The organism is Flavobacterium orientale, assembly GCF_014638005.1.
Classification (GTDB): domain Bacteria; phylum Bacteroidota; class Bacteroidia; order Flavobacteriales; family Flavobacteriaceae; genus Flavobacterium; species Flavobacterium orientale.
Map to the genome: position 1 here is coordinate 1 of NZ_BMFG01000017.1, position 21386 is coordinate 21386.

Annotated in this window: 17 protein-coding genes; 11 read left to right on the forward strand and 6 right to left on the reverse strand. The window is 40.2% G+C overall.

The genetic code is table 11. The features are described 5' to 3' along the window. The coding region (locus tag IEV15_RS14125; RefSeq protein WP_188363191.1) for a carboxypeptidase-like regulatory domain-containing protein at positions 1-692 on the forward strand (692 nt) is incomplete at its 5' end. Positions 693-1147: 455 nt separating this feature from the next. Here the strand turns inward: IEV15_RS14125 and IEV15_RS14130 are convergent. The 4 genes from IEV15_RS14130 to IEV15_RS14145 all read right to left on the reverse strand — a co-directional run bounded on the left by IEV15_RS14130 (position 1148) and on the right by IEV15_RS14145 (position 4322). Next, on the reverse strand, positions 1148-1456 hold the full coding sequence (locus IEV15_RS14130; protein ID WP_229734167.1) for a hypothetical protein: 309 nt from the start codon (positions 1454-1456) through the stop codon (positions 1148-1150). Positions 1457-1733: 277 nt separating this feature from the next. Then, positions 1734-3155 carry an SDR family oxidoreductase gene (locus tag IEV15_RS14135; protein WP_188363192.1) on the reverse strand — a complete coding sequence of 474 codons (1422 nt, stop codon included), beginning with the start codon at positions 3153-3155 and terminating at the stop codon, positions 1734-1736. Between the two features lie 48 nt (positions 3156-3203). Next, positions 3204-3827: a MarC family NAAT transporter gene (locus IEV15_RS14140; protein ID WP_188363193.1), complete on the reverse strand. Its 624-nt coding sequence runs from the start codon at positions 3825-3827 to the stop codon at positions 3204-3206. 66 nt (positions 3828-3893) lie between these two features. Next, positions 3894-4322, reverse strand: coding sequence for a hypothetical protein (locus tag IEV15_RS14145; RefSeq protein WP_188363194.1), 429 nt, complete (start codon positions 4320-4322; stop codon positions 3894-3896). A 114-nt stretch (positions 4323-4436) separates the two neighbouring features. Between IEV15_RS14145 and IEV15_RS14150 the strand changes: the two genes are divergently transcribed. Next, a complete protein-coding gene (locus tag IEV15_RS14150) occupies positions 4437-4802 on the forward strand; it encodes a CoA-binding protein (RefSeq protein WP_188363207.1) in 366 nt (121 codons plus the stop codon). 6 nt (positions 4803-4808) lie between these two features. On the opposite strand, the gene IEV15_RS14155 is transcribed toward IEV15_RS14150, so the two are convergent. Beyond that, positions 4809-6260: a sodium:solute symporter gene (locus IEV15_RS14155; RefSeq protein ID WP_188363195.1), complete on the reverse strand. Its 1452-nt coding sequence runs from the start codon at positions 6258-6260 to the stop codon at positions 4809-4811. A gap of 115 nt (positions 6261-6375) precedes the next feature. Here IEV15_RS14155 and recR point away from each other — a divergent pair, with 115 nt between their 5' ends. The 8 genes from recR (at position 6376) to rfbB (ending at position 16381) form a co-directional block, all read left to right on the forward strand. Continuing rightward, positions 6376-6996 carry a recombination mediator RecR gene (gene recR, locus IEV15_RS14160; RefSeq protein ID WP_188363196.1) on the forward strand — a complete coding sequence of 207 codons (621 nt, stop codon included), beginning with the start codon at positions 6376-6378 and terminating at the stop codon, positions 6994-6996. A 132-nt stretch (positions 6997-7128) separates the two neighbouring features. Continuing rightward, complete coding sequence (locus tag IEV15_RS14165) at positions 7129-7923, forward strand: polysaccharide biosynthesis/export family protein (protein ID WP_188363197.1); 795 nt, start codon at positions 7129-7131, stop codon at positions 7921-7923. Between the two features lie 5 nt (positions 7924-7928). Then, on the forward strand, positions 7929-10403 hold the full coding sequence (locus tag IEV15_RS14170) for an exopolysaccharide transport family protein (RefSeq protein ID WP_188363198.1): 2475 nt from the start codon (positions 7929-7931) through the stop codon (positions 10401-10403). 18 nt (positions 10404-10421) lie between these two features. Then, complete coding sequence (locus IEV15_RS14175) at positions 10422-11387, forward strand: SDR family oxidoreductase (protein WP_188363199.1); 966 nt, start codon at positions 10422-10424, stop codon at positions 11385-11387. Positions 11388-11395: 8 nt separating this feature from the next. Beyond that, positions 11396-12787, forward strand: coding sequence for a UDP-glucose 6-dehydrogenase (locus IEV15_RS14180; RefSeq protein ID WP_188363200.1), 1392 nt, complete (start codon positions 11396-11398; stop codon positions 12785-12787). Between the two features lie 382 nt (positions 12788-13169). Beyond that, a complete protein-coding gene (locus tag IEV15_RS14185; RefSeq protein WP_188363201.1) occupies positions 13170-14444 on the forward strand; it encodes a nucleotide sugar dehydrogenase in 1275 nt (424 codons plus the stop codon). A gap of 232 nt (positions 14445-14676) precedes the next feature. Further along, positions 14677-14994, forward strand: a complete 318-nt coding sequence (locus IEV15_RS14190) for a GIY-YIG nuclease family protein (RefSeq protein ID WP_188363202.1) — start codon at positions 14677-14679, stop codon at positions 14992-14994. 337 nt (positions 14995-15331) lie between these two features. Next, positions 15332-16381 (forward strand): dTDP-glucose 4,6-dehydratase, encoded by a 1050-nt coding sequence (gene rfbB, locus IEV15_RS14195; RefSeq protein WP_188363203.1) that lies wholly within the window; start codon positions 15332-15334, stop codon positions 16379-16381. A gap of 1320 nt (positions 16382-17701) precedes the next feature. On the opposite strand, the gene IEV15_RS14200 is transcribed toward rfbB, so the two are convergent. Then, entirely contained in the window at positions 17702-18718 is a 1017-nt protein-coding gene (locus IEV15_RS14200; protein ID WP_188363204.1) for an NAD-dependent epimerase, read from the reverse strand. Positions 18719-19522: 804 nt separating this feature from the next. On the opposite strand from IEV15_RS14200, the gene IEV15_RS14205 reads away from it, so the two are divergent. Beyond that, positions 19523-21386: putative metal-binding motif-containing protein (locus IEV15_RS14205; RefSeq protein ID WP_188363205.1), on the forward strand; the 1864-nt coding region annotated here is incomplete at its 3' end.

Sequence of the window (21386 nt, forward strand, 5' to 3'; positions counted from 1 at the left end):
GCGTCAACATCTCCGCACGCCTGCAAGCCTACGCCCTAAACACCCATGATTTACAACTATTCCAAGCCGTCAAACACAAACGCAACGCCATCATCAAACTAAGAGACGGCAGCTGCATCGACTATTGTCAACACGTCCATGACCAAGCCCAAGAACACCTCCAAAACCTAGCCCCCTATGGAGTAACCCAACAAGACCTAAACACATTCCAAGCCGCCATAAAGAAATTCCTAAAGTGGCAACCCAAAACCCGCTCCGCCATAGTCAACAAACGCATGAGCACCCGAGCCCTCGCCGAAAGCATCGCCCTATGTGCCACCAAACTAAAAGCAATGGACATCTACGTAAAGATGCTCCAAACATCACACCCCGAATTTTATGAAACCTACACCGGTTGCCGCAAGTTAATCACCCCAAGCTACCGAAAAATAGCCCTTCGCGGTCAAATCACCAACGAAGAAGGCATGCCAATACACAACGCAGTCATCACCATAAACACCCTACGCAAAACCACAAAAACAACCCACCTGGGCCGTTTCGAAATCAAAACCATCCCACCCGGAGTCTACAAAGTCACCATCCAACACCCCAGTCACCAAACCCAAACCATCAAAGTCGCCATCACCGCCAACCAACGCACCGACATCACCACCAAGCTCCCCCCGGGAATCCCAATGCGTATGGCCTCATAACACAAAACAAAACCTCAATCCGCATTTGGCTTTAGCCAAAGTGCATAATCCGCAATCCATAGTATATAAGCATAAAAAGAAATTGATATAATAGCACGCACATCCTTCTCAAAACACCTTAAATCCGCGAAAATCCGCGTTCCAATTCCCTTCCACATCAACCAATACAAACCGTAATCCGCGAAAATCCGCGTTTAGCGAAGCTAACCTGCCTGCCGGCAGGCAGGTCCGCGTTCCAATTCCAATCCACGACAACCAATACAAACCCTAATCCGCCAAAATCCACGTTTAGCGAAGCCAACCTGCCTGCCGGCAGGCAGGTCCGCGTTCCAATTCCCATCCATCCACAATCAAAAACAGCCACAAAAATCAAAAAACCGAACAAGCCACCGCAAAACAAAACCCCTTGCGATACCTTATCCGGTAAATTCTTCTATGTAAAAATGGAAAACCTTCTAACTCCCCGCAAACGGAGACCCAAACACACCAACCGCCAGTTCAGCCCAAACCAAAAACAACACCAACAACAAGAGCCCACACAAAATCAAACGTCCCTTCACACTGCGAACAGTCCGCAACACAAATTCACAAAGCAATCCTGTCCCGAGCAAAAGCACCCCGGCCACAACAAAATCAAAAACGTCCCAGTTCACCTCCTCAGTAAACTGCATCGCCACCAAAGGCACCAACAACAACACCCCAACCACAACAACAATTCCCATTAGCCGCTGATTAGGCGTAATTCCAAACAAGTTATTTTCCATACGTTCTAAGTTTTTTTAATTGCCGCAGCAATCGATTAATAATTGATGATGAGTATAATAATATAAATCAAAAGTATATAAAGAACTTTGAAAAACAAAGTGAAATAAGCAATTTTTTTCCAACTTTAACGCAAGACAAAACCAAAAACCATACAGCAGCATGCCTCAATCTACGCTATGATTCCCTAAAACAAAGCGAAGCGTCTTAAAAACGCTCCGCAAAACTAGGTTCCTATGAGGTTAATTTAAAGCTAACAAGCAAACCCAACAAAAAACCCTACTTCCCAATATTCCGGATCATCCCCCCAAAAATAAAATAATGAAACGGAACCAAACTATACCAATACAACCGCCCAAACAAACCCCGCGGCCTGAAAGTAGCAATCTGATGCAACACATTCTCCTCATCAATCCGGAATTCCAACCAAGCCTCACCCGGCAATCGCATCTCCGCAAACAACAACAACCGTTTCTCCTCCCGATTCGCCAGCAACACCCGCCAAAAATCCAACGAATCACCACTAGCCAAATGAGTCGGATGCGTTCGTCCTCTTCGCAAACCCACACCGCCAAGCAACTTATCCATAAACCCCCTTAGCTGCCACATCCAGTTGCCGTAATACCAACCTTTTTCACCGCCAATAGTCCAAATGTTGTCCAACACCCGCTCAGGGTCAGCCACCTGCAGCTTCTTTTCATCCTTCAAACACCCATACGTCGGCACCTGAATAAATTCCGAAAGGTTATGTTGAAAAGCACTACTCACCAAACTGTCTTTCCAACTGGAAACCACCAAATGCTGTTCAATCTTTATAAAAGCCAACTTGATCGCTTCCGTATACGAAATAGGCTTTATCCCCAACAAACGCTGCAACCTGTTATCCTTACAAATCACTTCCATTTTCATACTATCCACCAAGTTCATCGCCAGTTTATATGAAGTAGAAGTCACAAAATACAACCAATAGGAGGAGAGCTTCGGCGTCATCACGGGAACCGTATAAATCCAATTGCGAAACCCTCGCGTTTTTGCATACAACTGCATCATCTGTTTATAAGTCAACACATTCGGCCCGCCAATATCAAACGAATCGTTGTAGCAATCCTCCCGCAACAACACCCCCATCAAATATTGAATCACATCCCGAATCGCTATGGGCTGTGTCTTTGTCAAAACCCACTTGGGCGTAATCATCACCGGCAGTTTCTCACACAAATCCCTAATGATCTCAAACGAAGAACTCCCGGAACCAACAATAATTCCAGCTCGTAAAACCGTTACGTTATAGTTGCCTTGGTATAAAATAGCCTCCACATTCTTTCGGGACTGCAAGTGTTTAGAAAGGGTGCTGTTGTTCACAATACCACTCAAGTAAATGACCTGTTGCACCCCGATATGATTCATATAAAGATTAAAATGTTCCGCAGCGGTAGATTCCATCGTATCAAACACCTGCGTCGAAGAGGACATCGAGTGAATCAAATAGTAAGCCACATCAACCCCCGTCGGACACCCCTCAAACGAAACGGAATTCAAGAAGTCAACTTCCCAAATGGTCACTGCCTCAAGCGTTGTTTTATCCAGCCCCAACCGATTTTTGTCTCGCACACAACACACAATCTCGTGCCCCGCTGACAATAATTCAGGCAACAACCGACGGCCAACGTACCCATTGGCACCCGTAAGTAAAATTTTCATTTTCCGCTATTTTCTTGAAAGATACTAAGAAAAGCGATTGAACAATCGTTAAATTGTTTTGAAGATGTTCACAACCGAACTACTGATATACTGCACCCCAATGGCAATTACAATAAACCCAATAATTCTTGAAATAGCCACAATACCCGAGGCTCCCAATATTCTGGAAAGGTAATGTGCACTTTTTAAAACTAAGAAAATCACTAACGCAACGCCCAATATCGCAAACACTGCAGTAACCTTCTGACTGATTTCGGTATAATCCTGATAAAAAGCAATCAACAACGAGATAGAACCCGGTCCGGCCAACATAGGAATGGCCAAGGGTGTCAACGCAATTTGATTACGCGTATGAGCATCGTTTTCTACTTTTTTGTTTACCCCACGGGTCTTATTGAATTTTCCGGTAAGCAAAGAAAAACCGGAGCTAACAATAATCAAACCTCCTGCAATCCGCAAAGCATCAATACTAATCCCAAAGAATTGCAACACATACTCCCCGATAAAGAACGAGATGATAAGAATTAAAAACACATCAATAGCAGTCCATAGCGAAACCCTTGATCGTTCTGATTTGGTATAATCCTGAGTCAACCCCACAAAGATAGGAACAGCTCCTAACGGATTAATAACTGAAAATAAAGCGGCAAATACATAAATAAATAGTTCCATTGTTTTTCTGCAAAAATAAGAGTAACCCAAGTTCCCTTAGGTTATCAAATGAATAAAACAAAGTTACTATAAATCGTCAATATAAGTAGGAGAATTATCAGATTTAAATTGAGTGAGCTTTTCCATAAAGCTATTGACGCTCTTATTTTTTGGCGGAGCATCAACCGAAACAAAGTGGTGCTCCATGTGAAACGTAAAGGAATTACCCGGTTTAAACACCACCAATTTGTAATAAGGAATAACCAAAGAAAAAGTTTCCAACAACGACCTGAATCGAATAATAATCCCCTTAGGCCGCAACTCCACATTACAAAAATTCCGATTGTTGTCATACGAAAGCAACGTGCCGATTTCCTCGCTGGTTTTGATAATATCCAATCGGGGAGAACCAATTCCGTTCAATTTAATGTTCTCCAGCAACCCAAAAGGTTTCCCAACCAATTCGTTGATGGTCTCGTTAATTTTCTTCTCGTTATAGGAAGTATTGACTAGCATTTTTGCTTAAAAGTACAAAATCATTTCAAAAACGAAATAAATGTTAATATAGCTTTAATAGTTGTTCAATGATTATTAAAGTCTTCAAAAAGAAGTACCTTTGCACAATAGAAGATTAAGATGAAAAAAACCCTAGTCATTGGTGCTACCACCAACCCCGAACGTTACGCTTACATGGCAGTCAACAGCTTACTTGAAAAAGAACATCCCGTTGTAGCTATTGGCAAAAAAATAGACGAATTGAAAGGTGTCAAAATTCAAGTGAAACAAATCCCTTTTAAAAACATTCACACCGTTACGCTTTACATCAATCCCGTAGCCCAAAGAGACTACTACAACTACATCATTGGACTGAAACCCAAAAGAGTCATCTTCAACCCCGGCACTGCCAACCCTGAATTTTATGCTTTGTTAGGAATCAACAACATTAAGGTAGAAGAAGCCTGCACCTTGGTTTTACTTGCTACGAATCAGTACTAACGGTTGTCAGGTATCAGTTGGCTGTTTTCGGATTAAGAGTAAACCAAAGAAAGTGAGTATTCCGTTTACAATTAAGATTTCAAAACCAAAAGCAAACCCAAACCAAACGTCACTATACAAGTTCAATACAATCGAACTCAACACGGCAGTAATAGCTACCAAAGGAACCCATTTATCCTTAACATGCCACTTCGTAAACAAACCAAAGCTGTAAAGCCCCAATAATGGACCGTAAGTAAAACCGGCAAACTTCAACACTTTGTCAATCACACTGGCATCTTCTACAAAATACTTAAACCCAAGTATCACCAACACAGAAACCACCACAAACATCTTGTGAATTTGCTTTCTGATGACCACTTGTTTCACCGTATCATATTTCTTTTCTATTTCTAAAATATCAATACTAAAAGAAGTAGTCAACGAAGTCAACGCACTATCAGCACTCGAATAAGCAGCAGCAATCAATCCCAAGATAAAGAAGAACGCAACGCCAATGCCCAAGTATTCATTCGCCAGTATCGGAAACAATTGGTCTTTGTGTGCATCAATAGTGTATTTCAAAGCATATTCTGTAAACAACAATCCAAGTGCTAAGAACAAAAAGTTCACAAAAGTGAGCACGATAGTAAACCAAAACATATTTTTTTGAGCATCCTTCAAACTTCTACAGGTCAGGTTCTTTTGCATCATATCCTGATCCAATCCGGTCATAACGATGGCGATAAATGTCCCTGACAAAAACTGTTTCCAGAAGTAATTCGGCGAACTGACATCTTCAAAAAAGAAAGTCTTAGAAAAGTCACTCTCCGCGATAAAACCGGAAAGCGTGGAGATATTCAAACCTAAATCTTGCGAAACGGTCACAATACAAACCACAACAGCAATCAGCATAAACAAAGTCTGCAACGTGTCCGTCCAAATAATCGTTTTAATACCGGACTTGTTCGTATATACCCAAATGAGGGCAATCGTCGCAGTAACCGTAAACCAGTAGGGTACATTCAATTTATCAAACACTAGGGTTTGCAACACATCAGCAACCAACATCAACCTTAAGTTAGAACCCACAGTCCTGGAGAGAATGAAAAACCAAGCTCCGGTTTTATAGGAATTCCTGCCAAAACGGTCACCCAAATAGGTGTAAATAGAGGTAAGATTTAGTTTGTAATACAAGGGTAATAAAACTGTTCCAATCACAAAATACCCCACAATATAACCCAACACCAATTGAAAATAAACAAACTGCGAAGCTTCCACTTTTCCCGGAACAGAGATAAACGTCACTCCTGAAAGCGACGCTCCAATCATTCCAAACGCCACCAAATACCAAGGCGAGTTTTTGTTAGCTTTAAAAAAAGCATCATTGCCTTCTCCCTTTTTACTTATCAGACTGGAAATTAAGATGAGTAATCCGAAATAGCCAAGAATAAGCAATAAAATTGAAGTAGGTTCCATGTGTGTTTATTTGAAAGTGCCAAAATACAAAAAGCAATGGAACGACGTAACTTTTCAAATTAAAATATAGCGATAGCCAATCTAAATCCTCATAAAAAAATGTACTTTTGCGACTATGGAATTTTCATCAAAACTTATTGAACAAGCTGTCAATGAAATGGCACAACTTCCCGGAATTGGAAAACGAACCGCTCTTCGTTTGGTCTTGCACATGCTAAAGCAACCTGCTGAGCAAGTCAAGTTTTTATCGGAAGCTTTATTGAAAATGAGAGAAGAAATAAAGTTTTGTAAAAGTTGTCATAACATTTCCGACGAAGAAGTTTGTGACATTTGCAGCAATCCAAGACGAAATCAATCCTTAATTTGTGTGGTAGAAGACATCCGCGATGTAATGGCAATTGAAAACACAAGACAATTCAATGGAATTTACCATGTGTTAGGCGGAAAAATTGCTCCCATCGAAGGTATCGGACCAAGCCAATTGAACATTAATTCATTAGTAGAAAAAGTAAAGTTAGGTGGGGTGGACGAATTAATTTTTGCCTTGAGCTCAACCATGGAAGGCGATACAACCGTCTTTTACATCTACAAACAATTGAAAGGTGTTGAAGTCAAAATATCCACCATCGCCCGAGGAATTGCCGTAGGAGATGAATTGGAATATGCCGATGAAGTGACGCTGGGAAGAAGTATTCTTCAAAGGGTTCCTTATGAAAATGCAATGAAAAGCAGTTAATTAGCCTGCAACCTTTTTGATTTTCATCGGGATAAACTATATTTGTTTGCTAAAACTGAAATTTAACTGCTATAGGAAGTCCTATTCTGTTGAATTTCCATCATTAAAATTGATATTAATACATGCTATCTAATGAATAAGAGCTTGTTTATTGCACTTCTTTTACCGGTACTTCTCTTGATTTCTTGCGTACCACAAAGTGATTTAACCTATTTACAACAAAAGAACACGCAGACCAATCAAATTGTGAATGAGGTTTCAAAAAAACCCTATCGCATACAATCAAATGATGTGTTGGTGATTACAATCAAAACATTAGATCAAAAGTTATCCGAGATGTTTTTAGCATCAGCTGGCAACAATGCAGGGCAACGACTTTTTAATGAACAAGCCATCTATTTTGATGGGTATACCGTTGATGATCATGGTTCGATTCGAATTCCGGTTTTAGGAGATGTTTTTGTATTAGGTAACACAACCGATGAGGTTCGAATTGAAATTGAAAAACGACTTTTAGACGAGTATTTTAAAAAGGAAGCTAACGTTTTTGTCAATGTGAAATTAGGCGGTTTGCGATATACAATCAATGGCGAAGTAAACAGTCCGGGAACCAAACTCTTGTTTCAGGAAAAAGCGAATATCCTCGAAGCTATTGCCAATGCCGGCGACATAACCATGGTGGGAGACCGTAAGAATGTATTGTTAGTAAGACAAATGCCTCATGGAACAGAAATGTATAATTTGGATTTAACCGATGCCTCAGTGATGCAATCACCGCATTACTACATCCAACCAAACGATTACATTTTGGTAAATCCTTTGAAACAAAAATCGTGGGGAACTGGAACAACAGGTATTCAGTCCATTTCAACATTAATTAGCATATTGTCCTTGGTTACAACGGTAATAATATTAACAAGTAGATAAAAACAATGCTTGACTCAAAAGACTTTTTGCTTTTTGAAAATCAAAATAAATTTGATTTTAAAGGGTTTCTGATAAAAACACTCAGTTATTGGAAGTGGTTTCTTGGTAGTTGGATAATTGCTTTTGCATTGGCTTACAATGTGAATGTCAGAAAAGAAAAAATTTATGCATTAGACAACACTATTGCCATAAAAGAAGAAAGCAATCCACTCTTTACCTCCAACACGAGTTTAATTTTTAATTGGGGGGGTACTTCCGATCAAGTGCAAAATGTAGCCATGACACTTCGCTCTCGAACGCACAACGAAGATGTGGTCGAACGGTTGGAATTCTATTTGGATTACCTTAAAAAAGGAAAGTACTACATGGAGGATGTGTACGGCAGAACTCCCTTTACTGTAGAAGTGACCAAAGACAAAGAACAAATTCTAAATACGCTTATTGACATCACTTTCATAAATGAAAATGAATTTGAATTGGAAATCCCAATCACAAATGAGGAGGTGCGTGTTTACAATTATGCCGCAAGAGAAGCAAGTTCCACGCTTGCTACTTTGGGTACTTTGAAAAAGCGGTACAAAGTGGGTCAAAATATCAACTTACCCTTTTTAAATATAGCGATTCAACTCACGCAAAACCCGGGATTTATTACTGATAAAAAATACCACATCAAATTCAATGATTTTGATAATGTAGTGTCAAAGTACCGATTAATTAAAACGGACATTGAACCTAAGGCTCCTTCAATTATTAAGCTTACTTTACAAGGAACCAACAAAGCCAGATTGGTAAAATACCTGAATGCAACGGTTGAAATCTTAATCAAGAAACAACTAGATCGCAAAAATAAATTTGCTACTAACACCATCAATTTTATTGACAGTACCTTAGTGGATATGGGTAACAAACTGAAAGAGAATGAAGACGAAATGAAATCATTCAGCAAAGACAAAGATGTCTTTCAAATTGAATCCGGAGGGCAAGCCTTAAGTCAACGCCTATTGGAATTTGAATTGCAAAAAGATGCAATCAATAGAAAGATAGCCTACTACAATAACCTTAGAAACTATTTAACTAAGAGTACTGATTATTCAAAATTACCGGCTCCTTCTGTTGCAGGTATCGAAGATCAGAACATTGTTGCCAATGTGTCCAAACTAATCCTGCTTTCAACGGAGCGGGAAGAAATGGCATATACCGTCAAAAACGAAAAGCTTTTCAAAGACTTTGATAAAGACATCGAAGCGTTGAAAAAAGTAATTCTGGAAAATATCCAATCGGCGAAATCCGGACTTGATTATGATATGAATCAAGTGAATGCCAAAATGGGACAAATTGATGGAGAAATAAAAAAATTACCGGTGGCCACGCAAGAGTTGATGAAAATCACCAGAAAGTTTGATTTAAACAATGTAATTTTTACTAAATTCCTTGAAAAAAGAAATGAAGCTGATATTGTAAAAGCTGCCAATTTATCAGATTTACATTTCATTGATACAGCCAAAGATATCGGTAGGGGACAAATCGGCCCTAATACAGGGGTGAATTATATCCTGGCTTTCTTATTAGGTTTATTGATTCCGTTAATTGTAATTTTCACGATTTTCTTTTTAGAAAATTCTATTTTAAATACGGAGGAAATTGCCAAACTGACCAAAGTGCCAATCATTGGCGTGGTAGGAATCAAAACCACGGATTCGGATTTGGCTGTTTTTGAAAAACCTAAGTCAGCCTTAGCAGAATCATTCAGAGCGATACGATCTTCACTACAATTTTTATATAAAAAGAAAAATATTGAAGGTACTAAAACGTTAATGGTAACGTCGTCAATCAGTGGGGAAGGAAAAACCTTTTGTTCCATCAATATTGCTACAGTATTTGCTTTGAGTGAAAAGAAAACAGTAGTATTAGGTATGGATTTACGTAAGCCAAGAATTTTTGATGACTTTAAAATTAAAAATGATATTGGGGTGGTAAACTATTTAATTGGACAGAAAACGATTGAAGAAATCACACAAAAAACCCACATTCCTCATCTTGATGTGATTACCTCGGGACCTATTCCGCCGAATCCTTCCGAATTGATTATGGGCGAAAGTATGCAGGAAATGATGGAAGCTTTAAAAGCCAAATATGATTATATTGTATTAGATACGCCTCCGATTGGTTTGGTAGCGGATGCGATCGAATTAGCACCTTATGCGGATGTAACACTCTATGTGATGCGTCAAAATTATACTAAAAAAGACATGGTTAATTTGTTAAACAACCACAGTGAAAGAGGTGAAATTAATAACGTTAGTATTATTTTTAATAGTTATGAGTCTAAGGCCAAATATGGTACAGGATACGGCTACGGGTATGGCTACGGCTATGGCTACGGGGCTTATGCAAGTGGTTATCATGTTAAAGAGGAGCCACAGGGCTTTTTGGCTAAACTATACGCACGTTTAGTGAAGAAAAACAAATCAGATAGTTAGGAAATAAAACAGGATATAATGAAGATTTTAATTACGGGGGGAGCAGGTTTTATTGGTTCAAATCTAACGGAATATTTTTTGAATAAAGGATATCAAGTGACGGTATTGGATAACTTTGCTACCGGTCATCATAAGAATATTGCCCCTTTTTTAGAACTTGAAAATTTTCAATTGATTACGGGAGATATTCGAAATAGTGGGGATTGTGAAGTAGCAGTTAAAGGGGTAGACTATGTTTTGCATCAAGCAGCGTTGGGTTCGGTGCCGAGATCGATTAAGGATCCGGTGGTGAGTAATGACGTGAATGTGAGTGGGTTTTTGAATATGTTGGTGGCTTCACGAGATGCAGGTGTAAAACGATTTATTTATGCGGCTAGTTCGTCTACCTATGGGGATTCGGAGGGGTTGCCTAAAGTGGAGGAGGTGATTGGAAAGCCTTTATCGCCGTATGCGATTACGAAATATGTCAATGAATTGTATGCTGCTATTTTTAGTAGTACGTATGGTATGGAAACGATTGGCTTGCGTTATTTTAATGTTTTCGGGAGGCGACAAGATCCTAATGGGGCGTATGCGGCAGTGATACCTAAGTTTGTAATGCAGTTCATGAATCATGAGAGTCCCGTGATTAATGGGGATGGGAAGTATTCAAGGGATTTTACGTATATCGACAATGTGATTCAAATGAATGAGTTGGCCATGCTGACTACTAATCCGGAGGCTTTGAATACGGTTTATAATACGGCTTTTGGCGATCGAACAACGTTGACACAAATGGTGGGGTTGTTAAAAACCTACTTGTCGGAATTTGATGCTGCCATTGCGGAGGTACCGGTGATTCACGGACCGAACCGTCCGGGGGATATTCCGCATTCTTTGGCCAGTATTGCGAAAGCACAACAATTATTAAATTATTCACCTCAGTATTCATTTCAACAAGGTTTACAAGAAGCCGTGAAATGGTATTGGGACAACTTAAAATAAAAATAGGAATGAAAATTACAAAAATATGCTGTATTGGGGCAGGTTATGTTGGAGGGCCAACCATGGCTGTTATTGCTCAAAAATGTCCGGATATTCAAGTTACTGTTGTAGATTTAAATGTAGATCGTATTGCTAAATGGAATGACCCGAATGTGGAAAATATTCCTATTTACGAACCGGGATTAAGTGCCGTGGTGGCAGAAGCCCGAGGTAGAAATTTATTCTTTTCCACGGAAGTGGATCAAGCGATTGAGGAAGCCGAAATGATTTTTATATCGGTGAATACGCCTACCAAAACCTATGGTACCGGTAAAGGTTTGGCGGCAGATTTAAAATATATTGAATTGTGTGCCCGACAAATTGCCCGTGTGGCCAAGACCGATAAAATTGTAGTAGAAAAATCAACGTTGCCGGTTCGAACGGCAGAAGCGATTAAAAGTATTTTACACAATACGGGAAATGGCGTGAAATATCAAATTTTGTCGAATCCTGAATTTTTAGCGGAAGGTACAGCTGTAGAAGATTTGTTTGCTCCGGATAGGGTGTTGATTGGTGGTGATGCTACGCCGGAAGGGCAACAAGCCATTCAAGCGTTGGTGGATGTGTATGCCAGATGGGTGCCGAATGAACGTATTCTGACTACTAATTTATGGTCGTCGGAATTGTCGAAATTGGTGGCCAATGCTTTTTTAGCTCAACGGGTTTCATCGATTAATTCCATTTCGGAATTGTGCGAAAAAACAGGGGCTAATGTCGCGGAAGTGGCCAAAGCTATCGGTATGGATAGTAGAATCGGACCGAAGTTTTTGAAAAGTTCGGTAGGTTTTGGTGGTTCTTGCTTCCAAAAGGATATTTTGAACTTGGTTTATATTGCTAAATCCTATGGTTTGCACGAAGTGGCCGATTATTGGGAACAAGTGATTTTGATGAATGACCACCAGAAACGACGTTTTGCGAAAAACATCGTGACTACTTTATACAATACAGTGGCCGATAAAAAGATTGCCTTCTTAGGTTGGGCCTTTAAAAAAGATACGAATGACACCCGAGAATCGGCTGCGATTTATGTGGCTGATGATTTGTTGAACGAACATGCCAATGTAGTGGTGTATGATCCTAAAGTTTCGGAAAAGCAAATGTTGAACGACTTGGATTATTTGGCCACCCGTTCGGTTTCTGAAAACCATCGTTTATTACAAGCGGCTTCCGATCCGTATGCGGCTTGTGAAGGGGCTCATGCCATTGCTGTTTTAACCGAATGGGATGAATTTAAGACCTATGATTGGCAACGCATTTATGAGAAAATGAACAAACCTGCTTTTGTGTTTGACGGCAGGAATTTGTTGGATGGGGAACAATTGACGGCTTTAGGGTTTATGTATCAGACGATTGGGGCTTAGGAGGGTTGCGGGTTAAAAAGTTGCGGGTTGCGGGTTGGAACGCGGGCCTGCCTGCCGGTAGGTAGGTGAGAAGGATGGCTTTGCCAACGCTGATTGGGTTGGGTCTTCGACTCTTCGATAAACTCAGAGCAGGCAGGCTCAGACTGACAAGGTATATGTAATTGTGTTTCGTTATAAGTTTAGGAACTGTTTTTAATAGGACTAACGATTTTCTTGGTACTATTACAATTCAGAAACGGACTGTCAAGCTGAGCCTGTCGAAGCTTTTTTTGTAGTGGAGAGGTTTTTGAAGTTTGGATGATGATTGACGAATTTTGAATGATGAAGTTTACAGGAATATTATAAATTAATTATACCCATAAGGGAATTAAAAATAGAAGAGATGGCTATAAAAATAGCAGTTATTGGATTGGGTTATGTGGGATTGCCATTAGCTCGTTTGTTTGCTACAAAATATCCCGTAGTGGGATTTGATATTAATATGCAACGGGTTGCTGCTTTGAATACCGGAATTGATGCTACGTTAGAAGTAGCTGCTGCCGAGTTGAAAAGTGTATTGGTTGACGCTCCTTCGGAGGCTATCGGACTTTATTGTTCGCACCAACTGGAGGATTTGGCGGCTTGTAATTACTACGTGATTACGGTTCCTACTCCCGTGGATAAAAACAACCGACCGGATTTGAATCCGTTGTACAAATCGAGTGAAACGGTGGGGAAGGTGCTGAAAAAAGGCGATATCGTTATTTATGAATCTACCGTTTATCCCGGAGCTACGGAAGAGGAGTGTATTCCCGTGTTGGAACGCGTGAGTGGCTTGACTTTTAACGTTGATTTTTTTGCGGGTTATTCGCCGGAACGCATCAATCCTGGGGATAAGGAACATACCGTTGATAAAATTTTAAAAGTAACTTCAGGCTCTACTCCGGAAATCGGCAAAAAAGTAGATGCTTTATACCGTTCGGTGATTACGGCCGGAACGCATTTAGCACCCACTATTAAAGTAGCTGAAGCCGCCAAGGTGATTGAAAATTCGCAACGCGATATCAATATTGCTTTTGTGAATGAATTGGCTAAAATTTTCAATTTATTGCAAATCGACACCCATGCTGTGTTGGAAGCGGCGGGAACCAAATGGAATTTTCTTCCGTTCAAACCCGGTTTAGTGGGTGGCCATTGTATTGGTGTTGACCCCTATTACTTAGCTCAAAAGGCACAAGAATCGGGCTACCACCCGGAAATTATTTTGGCCGGAAGGCGATTGAATGATAGTATGGGTGAGTACGTAGCTTCGCAAGTGGTGAAGTTGATGATTAAAAAAGGGGTGACGATTAACGGAGCTCATATTTTATTATTAGGAATCACTTTTAAAGAAAATTGTCCGGATGTTCGGAATACCAAAATTGTGGATGTTTATCATGCGTTGGCGGATTACGGTATCACGATTACAGTGTATGACCCTTGGGCGAATCCTGAGGAAGTGATGCATGAATATGGCATACGTTCTACGGATGCGGTGCCTTCTGCTACTTTTGATGCGGTGGTATTGGGAGTGGCTCATAAAGAGTTTTTGGAGTTGGATTTGAAAGGGATGTTGAAGGACGTGAGTGTGTTGTATGATGTGAAGGGGATTTTGGATGGGGTTGATGGGAGGCTTTAGGGAGAGAGTGGCTGAGGCGAGAGAAAAGAGGCAAGAAGCATTTTTCGGAACGCGTATTTTTTCTGTAATTCTAAGTGATTATACCGAGCGAAGTTCTTAAGATGAGAAAGCAGCTTTTTGCTATTTTTGTGCTACTATTTTACACGCATTTTTGTCATCCCGACGCAGGAGGGATCTCATTATGTTTGGAGTGTTAGTTTTTAAGTGTTGATTTTATAATTTGTCATTTAAGATGATTGAATTTACTGAAGGATATCATTCCTATTATGTTTACATAATTACTAATAATTATAGAACAACATTTTACATCGGTGTGACAAATGATTTGAGACGTAGACTGAAGGAACATAATGAAAATATTGAAAATGGTATTCTCACTTTTGCATCTAAATACCAATTGAAAAATTTGGTTTATTATGAAAAGTTCACGTGGATTCAGTTGGCTATTGCAAGGGAGAAAGAATTGAAAGGTTGGCGAAGGGATAAGAAGATTGAACTGATACGCGATTTTAATCCTGACTTTAAATTTCTAGATGAGCATTTTATTTAGATGGTTTTGTAAGCAGTGTGTGATTAACAGTGCGTGATTAGCAGGGATTGATGAACTTTGTGTGACTTAGATTATGGGATCCCTCCTGCGTCGGGATGACAAGCAGTGCGTGACACGCAGTGTGTGATTAGCAGGGATTGATGAACTTTGTGTGACTTAGATTATGGGATTGCTTCGCCAGTTCGCTGTCGCTCGTGTCCTTCCGCTGAGGCGGGACAAGCCTGCGTCGGGATGACATGGCATTGAGAGAGGATATTTCGGCTATGAAATGACCTATCATTTATAAGGACACTAGGGTTATTGGTTACAACTAGTTATATTTTTAAAGATACATTTAATGAAAAAAATACTTATTACCGGAGGAGCCGGGTTTATTGGGTCGCATGTGGTGCGGCGGTTTGTAACGAGGTATCCGGACTATCAGATTTATAATTTGGATGCGTTGACGTATGCCGGGAATTTAGAGAATATTGCGGATATCGAGAAGGCTGCGAATTATACTTTTATCAAAGGGGACATTACCGATGCTCCTTTTATTACTGCTTTGTTTCAAGAGCATGGCTTTGACGGGGTGGTTCATTTGGCGGCAGAATCACATGTGGATCGTTCGATTACGGACCCATTGGCGTTTGTGAAAACGAATGTTATCGGTACGATGAATTTGCTTAATGCGGCTAAAGAACTGTGGAAAGGAACTAGTGAAGGCAAACGTTTTTATCATATCAGTACCGATGAGGTCTATGGCAGTTTGGGGGCTACGGGTTTGTTTACCGAAACGACACCGTATGATCCGAATTCGCCTTATTCGGCATCTAAAGCCGGTTCCGATCATTTTGTACGAGCTTATGGGGAAACCTATGGCTTACCTTATGTGATTACGAATTGTTCTAACAATTATGGACCGAATCATTTTCCGGAGAAGTTAATTCCTTTGTTTATACATAATATCATTACTAATAAACCACTGCCGGTTTATGGAGACGGTAACTATACCCGTGATTGGTTGTATGTTATTGATCATGCCGTAGCCATTGATTTGGTTTTTCATGAGGGTAAGAACCATGAAACGTATAATATCGGTGGGTTTAATGAATGGAAAAACATTGATTTGGTTCGCTTGTTGTGCCAAAAAATGGATGTGCATTTGCAGCGAGCTCCGGGTACTTCTGAGCAATTGATTACGTATGTGAAAGACCGTCCGGGTCATGATTTGCGGTATGCTATTGATGCTACAAAAATAAACCGCGAATTGGGTTGGCAACCTTCGGTTACTTTTGAGGAAGGGTTGGAGGAGACGATTCAGTGGTATTTAGCCAATTCGGAGTGGTTGGAAAGAGTGACCAGTGGGGCGTATTTGGAGTATTATGAGGGGCAGTATGGAGGGTAGGAGTTGCGGGTTGGAAGGTTACGAGTTGCGAGTTTCGGGTTTCGGGTTTCGGGTTTGAAAGTTTCGGGTTTCGGGTTGAAGGTTAGAACGCGGACCTGCCTGCAGGCAGGCAGGTGAGACGGATGGCTTCGCCAAACGCTGATGAGGCGGATTTTTTAGAGTTGTGTAAATTCATTTTTTTATTGAACACAGATTTTAATAATTGGAGAAATAAAATAAAATAAAATACAAAAATTTGTGATTATCCTTTAGATTTTTGTTATCAGTGTTCTAAAACATGTGTACTAAATAGGGTGGAACGCGAATCGCACGGATGGCTTCGCCAACTCGGATTTTTAAGATAATCTCAATTATATGCACTACTGTCAAGCTGAACTTGTTTCAGCTTCTTTTTTTTAGCTCGGTTTGTAGGGTGGTTAATTTTTATTGAAAGCAAAGCAATTACCGAATTTAGCTTCACTTGGGGCTATTTAGTAAGTCTTTTTGAAAGTTGAATAAGGAATAAGGAATAATGAATTTTGAAGTTTAGGGTTGCGGGTTGGAAAGTTACGGGTTGAAGGTTGGAACGCGGACCTGCCTGCCGGCAGGCAGGTGAGACGGATGGCTTCGCCAAACGCTGATGAGGCGGATTTTTTAGAGTTGTGTAAATTCATTTTTTTTATTGAACACAGATTTTAATAATTGGAGAAATAAAATAAAATAAAACACAAAAATTTGTGATTATCCTTTAGATTTTTGTTATCAGTGTTCTAAAACATGTGTATTAAATAGGGTGGAACGCGAATCGCACGGATGGCTTCGCCAACTCGGATTTTTAAGATAATCTCAATTATATGCACTACTGTCAAGCTGAACTTGTTTCAGCTTCTTTTTTTAGCTCGGTTTGTAGGGTGGTTAATTTTTATTGAAAGCAAAGCAATTACCGAATTTAGCTTCACTTGGGGCTATTTAGTAAGTCTTTTTGAAAGTTGAATAAGGAATAAGGAATAATGAATTTTGAAGTTTAGGGTTGCGGGTTGGAAAGTTACGGGTTGAAGGTTGGAACGCGGACCTGCCTGCCGGCAGGCAGGTGAGACGGATGGCTTTGCCAACGCTGATGAGGCGGATTTAACCGCAAAGTTCGCAAAGGTTTACGCAAAGTTCGCAAAGGAGTAAACGCAGATTTACCGCAAAGGATGCTAAGATGGGAACGTAGATTGGGCAGAACTGCCTACTGTTAGAATGAACGGATGGCTTGGCAACATGTATTACTCTAGTTTACAACATGTAAAAGACCTATTACCCATCACCCATCACCCATTACCCATTACCTTTTACCCATCACCTATTATAATACTCCCGATACCAAGAAACAAATGCTTCAACGCCTTCCGAGATTGGAGTGTTTGGGGTGTAGCCGAAGTCGCGGGTGAGGTCTGAGACGTCGGCCCAGGTTTGGGCTACATCGCCGGGTTGCATGGGGAGGTATTCTTTTTGGGCGGTTCTGCCGGTTGTTTTTTCGATGGCTTCAATAAAATCCAATAGTTTTACCGGTTTGCTATTACCTATGTTGTATAACGCATAGGGTGGCTTCCATTGGTCAGTTTTGAGGGTTTCGATTATCGACAGCATGCCTCCGACAATGTCATCTATATAGGTGAAATCACGGGATAAATTCCCTTCGTTAAATACTTTAATGGGTCGGTTGTTCAGTATCGCATCGGTAAAGAGGAACATCGCCATGTCGGGTCGGCCCCAAGGGCCATATACCGTAAAAAATCGCAATCCGATGGTTTGTATGCCAAACAAGTGCGAATAGGTGTGTGCCATTAACTCATTGGCTTTTTTACTGGCTGCATACAAACTGATGGGGTGGTCTACCGCATCGGTGGTTTCAAAAGGTACTTTATCATTCAAACCATACACACTGGAGCTGCTGGCATAGACCAGTTTTTTTACTTTATAATGACGGCAACATTCCAGGATGTTCAAAAATCCCGTAACGTTACTGTCGATGTATTGGAAGGGAGCTTCTAAGCTATAACGCACGCCAGCTTGGGCGGCGAGATTAACTACAAGGTCAAAGTGGTGCTTGGCAAACAAGGCTTCCATCACTTGGCGATTGGCTAAATCGCAGGCGATAAACTTGAAGTTGGCGTAGTTGAAGCTACCACAAGTGACGTTTTGTTTTATGTCTTCTTGAGCAATTCCCAATTGCCCCAAGCGGTCGTATTTTAATTGGGGGTCATAATAGTCATTCAGATTGTCCAGACCCACTACGTCAAAGCCTTTAGTAAGCAATTGTTGTGTGAGATGAAATCCGATAAATCCTGCGGCTCCGGTTACTAAGATGGTCATAGTTGGGTTGGGTTTGGTTTTTACTTGCTTTTTTTACACGTTATTGTTTAGGGTAGGTCAAAGCTACATTTTTTATGGGGATTTGCAAAATGGATTTTTGGAGGGGGTGAGGTTGAGGTACTGAGGTACTGAGGTGCTGAGGTGCTGAGTTTTTGGGTTGGGGTTTAAAAGGTTTGAGGGTTTAAAAGTTTTAAAGTTTAAGGGTTTAAAAGTTTAAGGGTTTAAAAGTTTAAGGGTTAAATTCAAGTGATATGCTTTGTGTGAATTAGATTATGGGGTTGCTTCGCCAGTTCGCTGTCGCTCGTGTCCTTCCGCCGAGGCGGGACAAGCCTGCGTCGGGATGACAAACAGAGCGGATAAGCAGGGTATGCGATTATAGTTATAGTAGCTGACTTATTTTGAGTGGTTTATCGCTTTGTTGTAGAAAAAGTTGTGTTTTACTTAAAAATATGTAGTTTGTCGATGTAAAAGTGTTGTTTGTCGAAATTTTAACAAGTCAAACTTACTTTTATACTACATTTAAATCACCAAAAACAAGTATTAGTTTATTGTCAAAGCCTAGGTGCCATACTAGTTGGCGACTTTTTAGGGATTACTCATGCTTCTTACTTCACTAGAACAGTTTTTTCTTATTTTCTTGTAAGAATTCTAATTTTTTATAGTGTCGTATTCGTAAAATATGACCCTTTATCGGGTGAAAAGGTGTTTGTGTCGAGTTTATTATCTAATTTCTTGTTACTGTTCTAGTTTTGACCACCGTTATGCTATAAAAGATTATTAATCACTCCAAAATCTATTTTTATTATGAAAAAAAATGTACTTTATTTAAATCGAATTTTTAGCTCCAATAAGCTAACCGAAACGTTACAAAAGATGCCTTTGTTTGGCTTTTTGTTTTTATTTGTGGCAGTGTCCTACGCTAAGTCGGTACCGGATGCTCCAATGACCGCTCCTGCAGCACCTATTGTGTTGTTTTCGGATAATTTTGCGGGATTAACGCCTAATGCAACTACAGCATACTACAAAACGGGAGTTGCCCAATATGCTCTTGGAATATCTGAATCAGGAACTACAGGGATTAGAAGAGGAACCAATATTGTTACTTCATCTCCTGGTGTCAATGGTCTTTATAATACGCAAGCCTGGACAGATGCTACATCTCTAAACACAAATCAATACTATGAGTTTAGTATCACGCCTGATGCTAAAAAAGAAATTGATTTTACTTCCTTTGCTATAGAGGGAATACGTTCAATTGTAGATAGTCGTGGTGGACCGACAAGTTTTCAACTAGGTTTCAGCTTAGATGCCGGTTTTTCAAATCCGGTTTATTTAAACACAATTACTGTAGCTTCTAATGTTACTACCATTTCATTAGCGTATACTTTAAACCATGCTTCGCTGCAAAATGTAAAGGGACCTGTGTATTTTCGATTGTATGCCTTCAATTCAGTTGGAAATGGGCAGCCAGCTAGTAAACGATTTGGTATTTCTGATTATTCTATCAGTGGTGAAGTTTTTGACACCCCTTCTTTTACCGGTGTTTCCCAAAATGAATTGGTATGTGGAGCTAGCTCTGCTTCTTTAAACTTAACCGGGTTACTACCTAATTCAACTTCTACTATCACGTATGACTTGAACGGCGGTACGCCTGTGAGTCAAACCGGTGTGGTGGCTGATGGTTCCGGAAATGCATCACTTAATGTAGTTTTGTCGGGTAATCAAGCCGGGCAAGTGGTTACGATTTTATCTATCGAGCGTACGGATCTACCGTCGAGTGTGGAAGACTTGACTGCCAATAACACGGTTGTTTTAGTTTTTTCAGGTCTTACTACTTGGTATCAAGATGCTGATAATGACGGGTATGCCATAACCGGCGGAACTACAGTTGATGCTTGTGACCGACCAACTGGTTATAAAACATTTGAAGAATTGTTAGGTGTTGGGGATTGTAATGATGCAAATAACACTATCTACCCCGGAGCTCCGGTGATTTGTTATGATGGTATCTCACAAGATTGTACTACGGATGTGAATGATGGTTGTCCAATAGTTTTATCACGGTTACGTAATGATAATTGTGGTGCAACTTTAACCAGTATCAATCAAACTTTACGTGGCGATGTTCGTTTATCAGCCATTCCTGCCGGAAATAGTATTACTGAATATAGCTTTTTTGTTAAAAATTTAAGTACTTTAGAAGAGCGTGAGGTATTTACCTCAAATTATGTTTTTCAATTGGGTTTCACGAATATTGCACAATATGCTACAACCTATGAGATACAAGTAGCGATTCGCATCAACCAACAATGGATGCCATATGGCCCTGTTTGTTTGGTTACTACACCGGGACTACCTACTACCACTTTGGCAAATTCGTCATGTGGAGCTCAGTTGGTTTCTATGAATAATATTATCCGTGCCGTTGGGGTACAATCCGCTACACAATATGAATATGAAGTTTCTTTAATTGAAGACGAAGCTGTAGTGGCTACCACCTCTGTTTTCACTGGTGGAGCTTCATTTAATTTGACTTTAATCACCGATCCTACTTTCCCAATTAAATTAGGAGCTGAGTATCGTGTACGTGTAAAAGCAGAAGTACCAACTCCTTCGGGATTACAATGGTCTCCTAATTTTGGAGCAGCTTGTTCGGTGTTTAGTCCGA

Coding starts and splice junctions, on each gene's coding strand:
- IEV15_RS14130 (WP_229734167.1), bottom strand. CDS start 1,456: ATGGAAAATAACTTGTTTGGAATTACGCCTAATCAGCGGCTAATGGGA.
- IEV15_RS14135 (WP_188363192.1), bottom strand. CDS start 3,155: ATGAAAATTTTACTTACGGGTGCCAATGGGTACGTTGGCCGTCGGTTG.
- IEV15_RS14140 (WP_188363193.1), bottom strand. CDS start 3,827: ATGGAACTATTTATTTATGTATTTGCCGCTTTATTTTCAGTTATTAAT.
- IEV15_RS14145 (WP_188363194.1), bottom strand. CDS start 4,322: ATGCTAGTCAATACTTCCTATAACGAGAAGAAAATTAACGAGACCATC.
- IEV15_RS14155 (WP_188363195.1), bottom strand. CDS start 6,260: ATGGAACCTACTTCAATTTTATTGCTTATTCTTGGCTATTTCGGATTA.
- recR (WP_188363196.1), top strand. CDS start 6,376: ATGGAATTTTCATCAAAACTTATTGAACAAGCTGTCAATGAAATGGCA.
- IEV15_RS14165 (WP_188363197.1), top strand. CDS start 7,129: ATGAATAAGAGCTTGTTTATTGCACTTCTTTTACCGGTACTTCTCTTG.
- IEV15_RS14170 (WP_188363198.1), top strand. CDS start 7,929: ATGCTTGACTCAAAAGACTTTTTGCTTTTTGAAAATCAAAATAAATTT.
- IEV15_RS14175 (WP_188363199.1), top strand. CDS start 10,422: ATGAAGATTTTAATTACGGGGGGAGCAGGTTTTATTGGTTCAAATCTA.
- IEV15_RS14180 (WP_188363200.1), top strand. CDS start 11,396: ATGAAAATTACAAAAATATGCTGTATTGGGGCAGGTTATGTTGGAGGG.
- IEV15_RS14185 (WP_188363201.1), top strand. CDS start 13,170: ATGGCTATAAAAATAGCAGTTATTGGATTGGGTTATGTGGGATTGCCA.
- IEV15_RS14190 (WP_188363202.1), top strand. CDS start 14,677: ATGATTGAATTTACTGAAGGATATCATTCCTATTATGTTTACATAATT.
- rfbB (WP_188363203.1), top strand. CDS start 15,332: ATGAAAAAAATACTTATTACCGGAGGAGCCGGGTTTATTGGGTCGCAT.
- IEV15_RS14200 (WP_188363204.1), bottom strand. CDS start 18,718: ATGACCATCTTAGTAACCGGAGCCGCAGGATTTATCGGATTTCATCTC.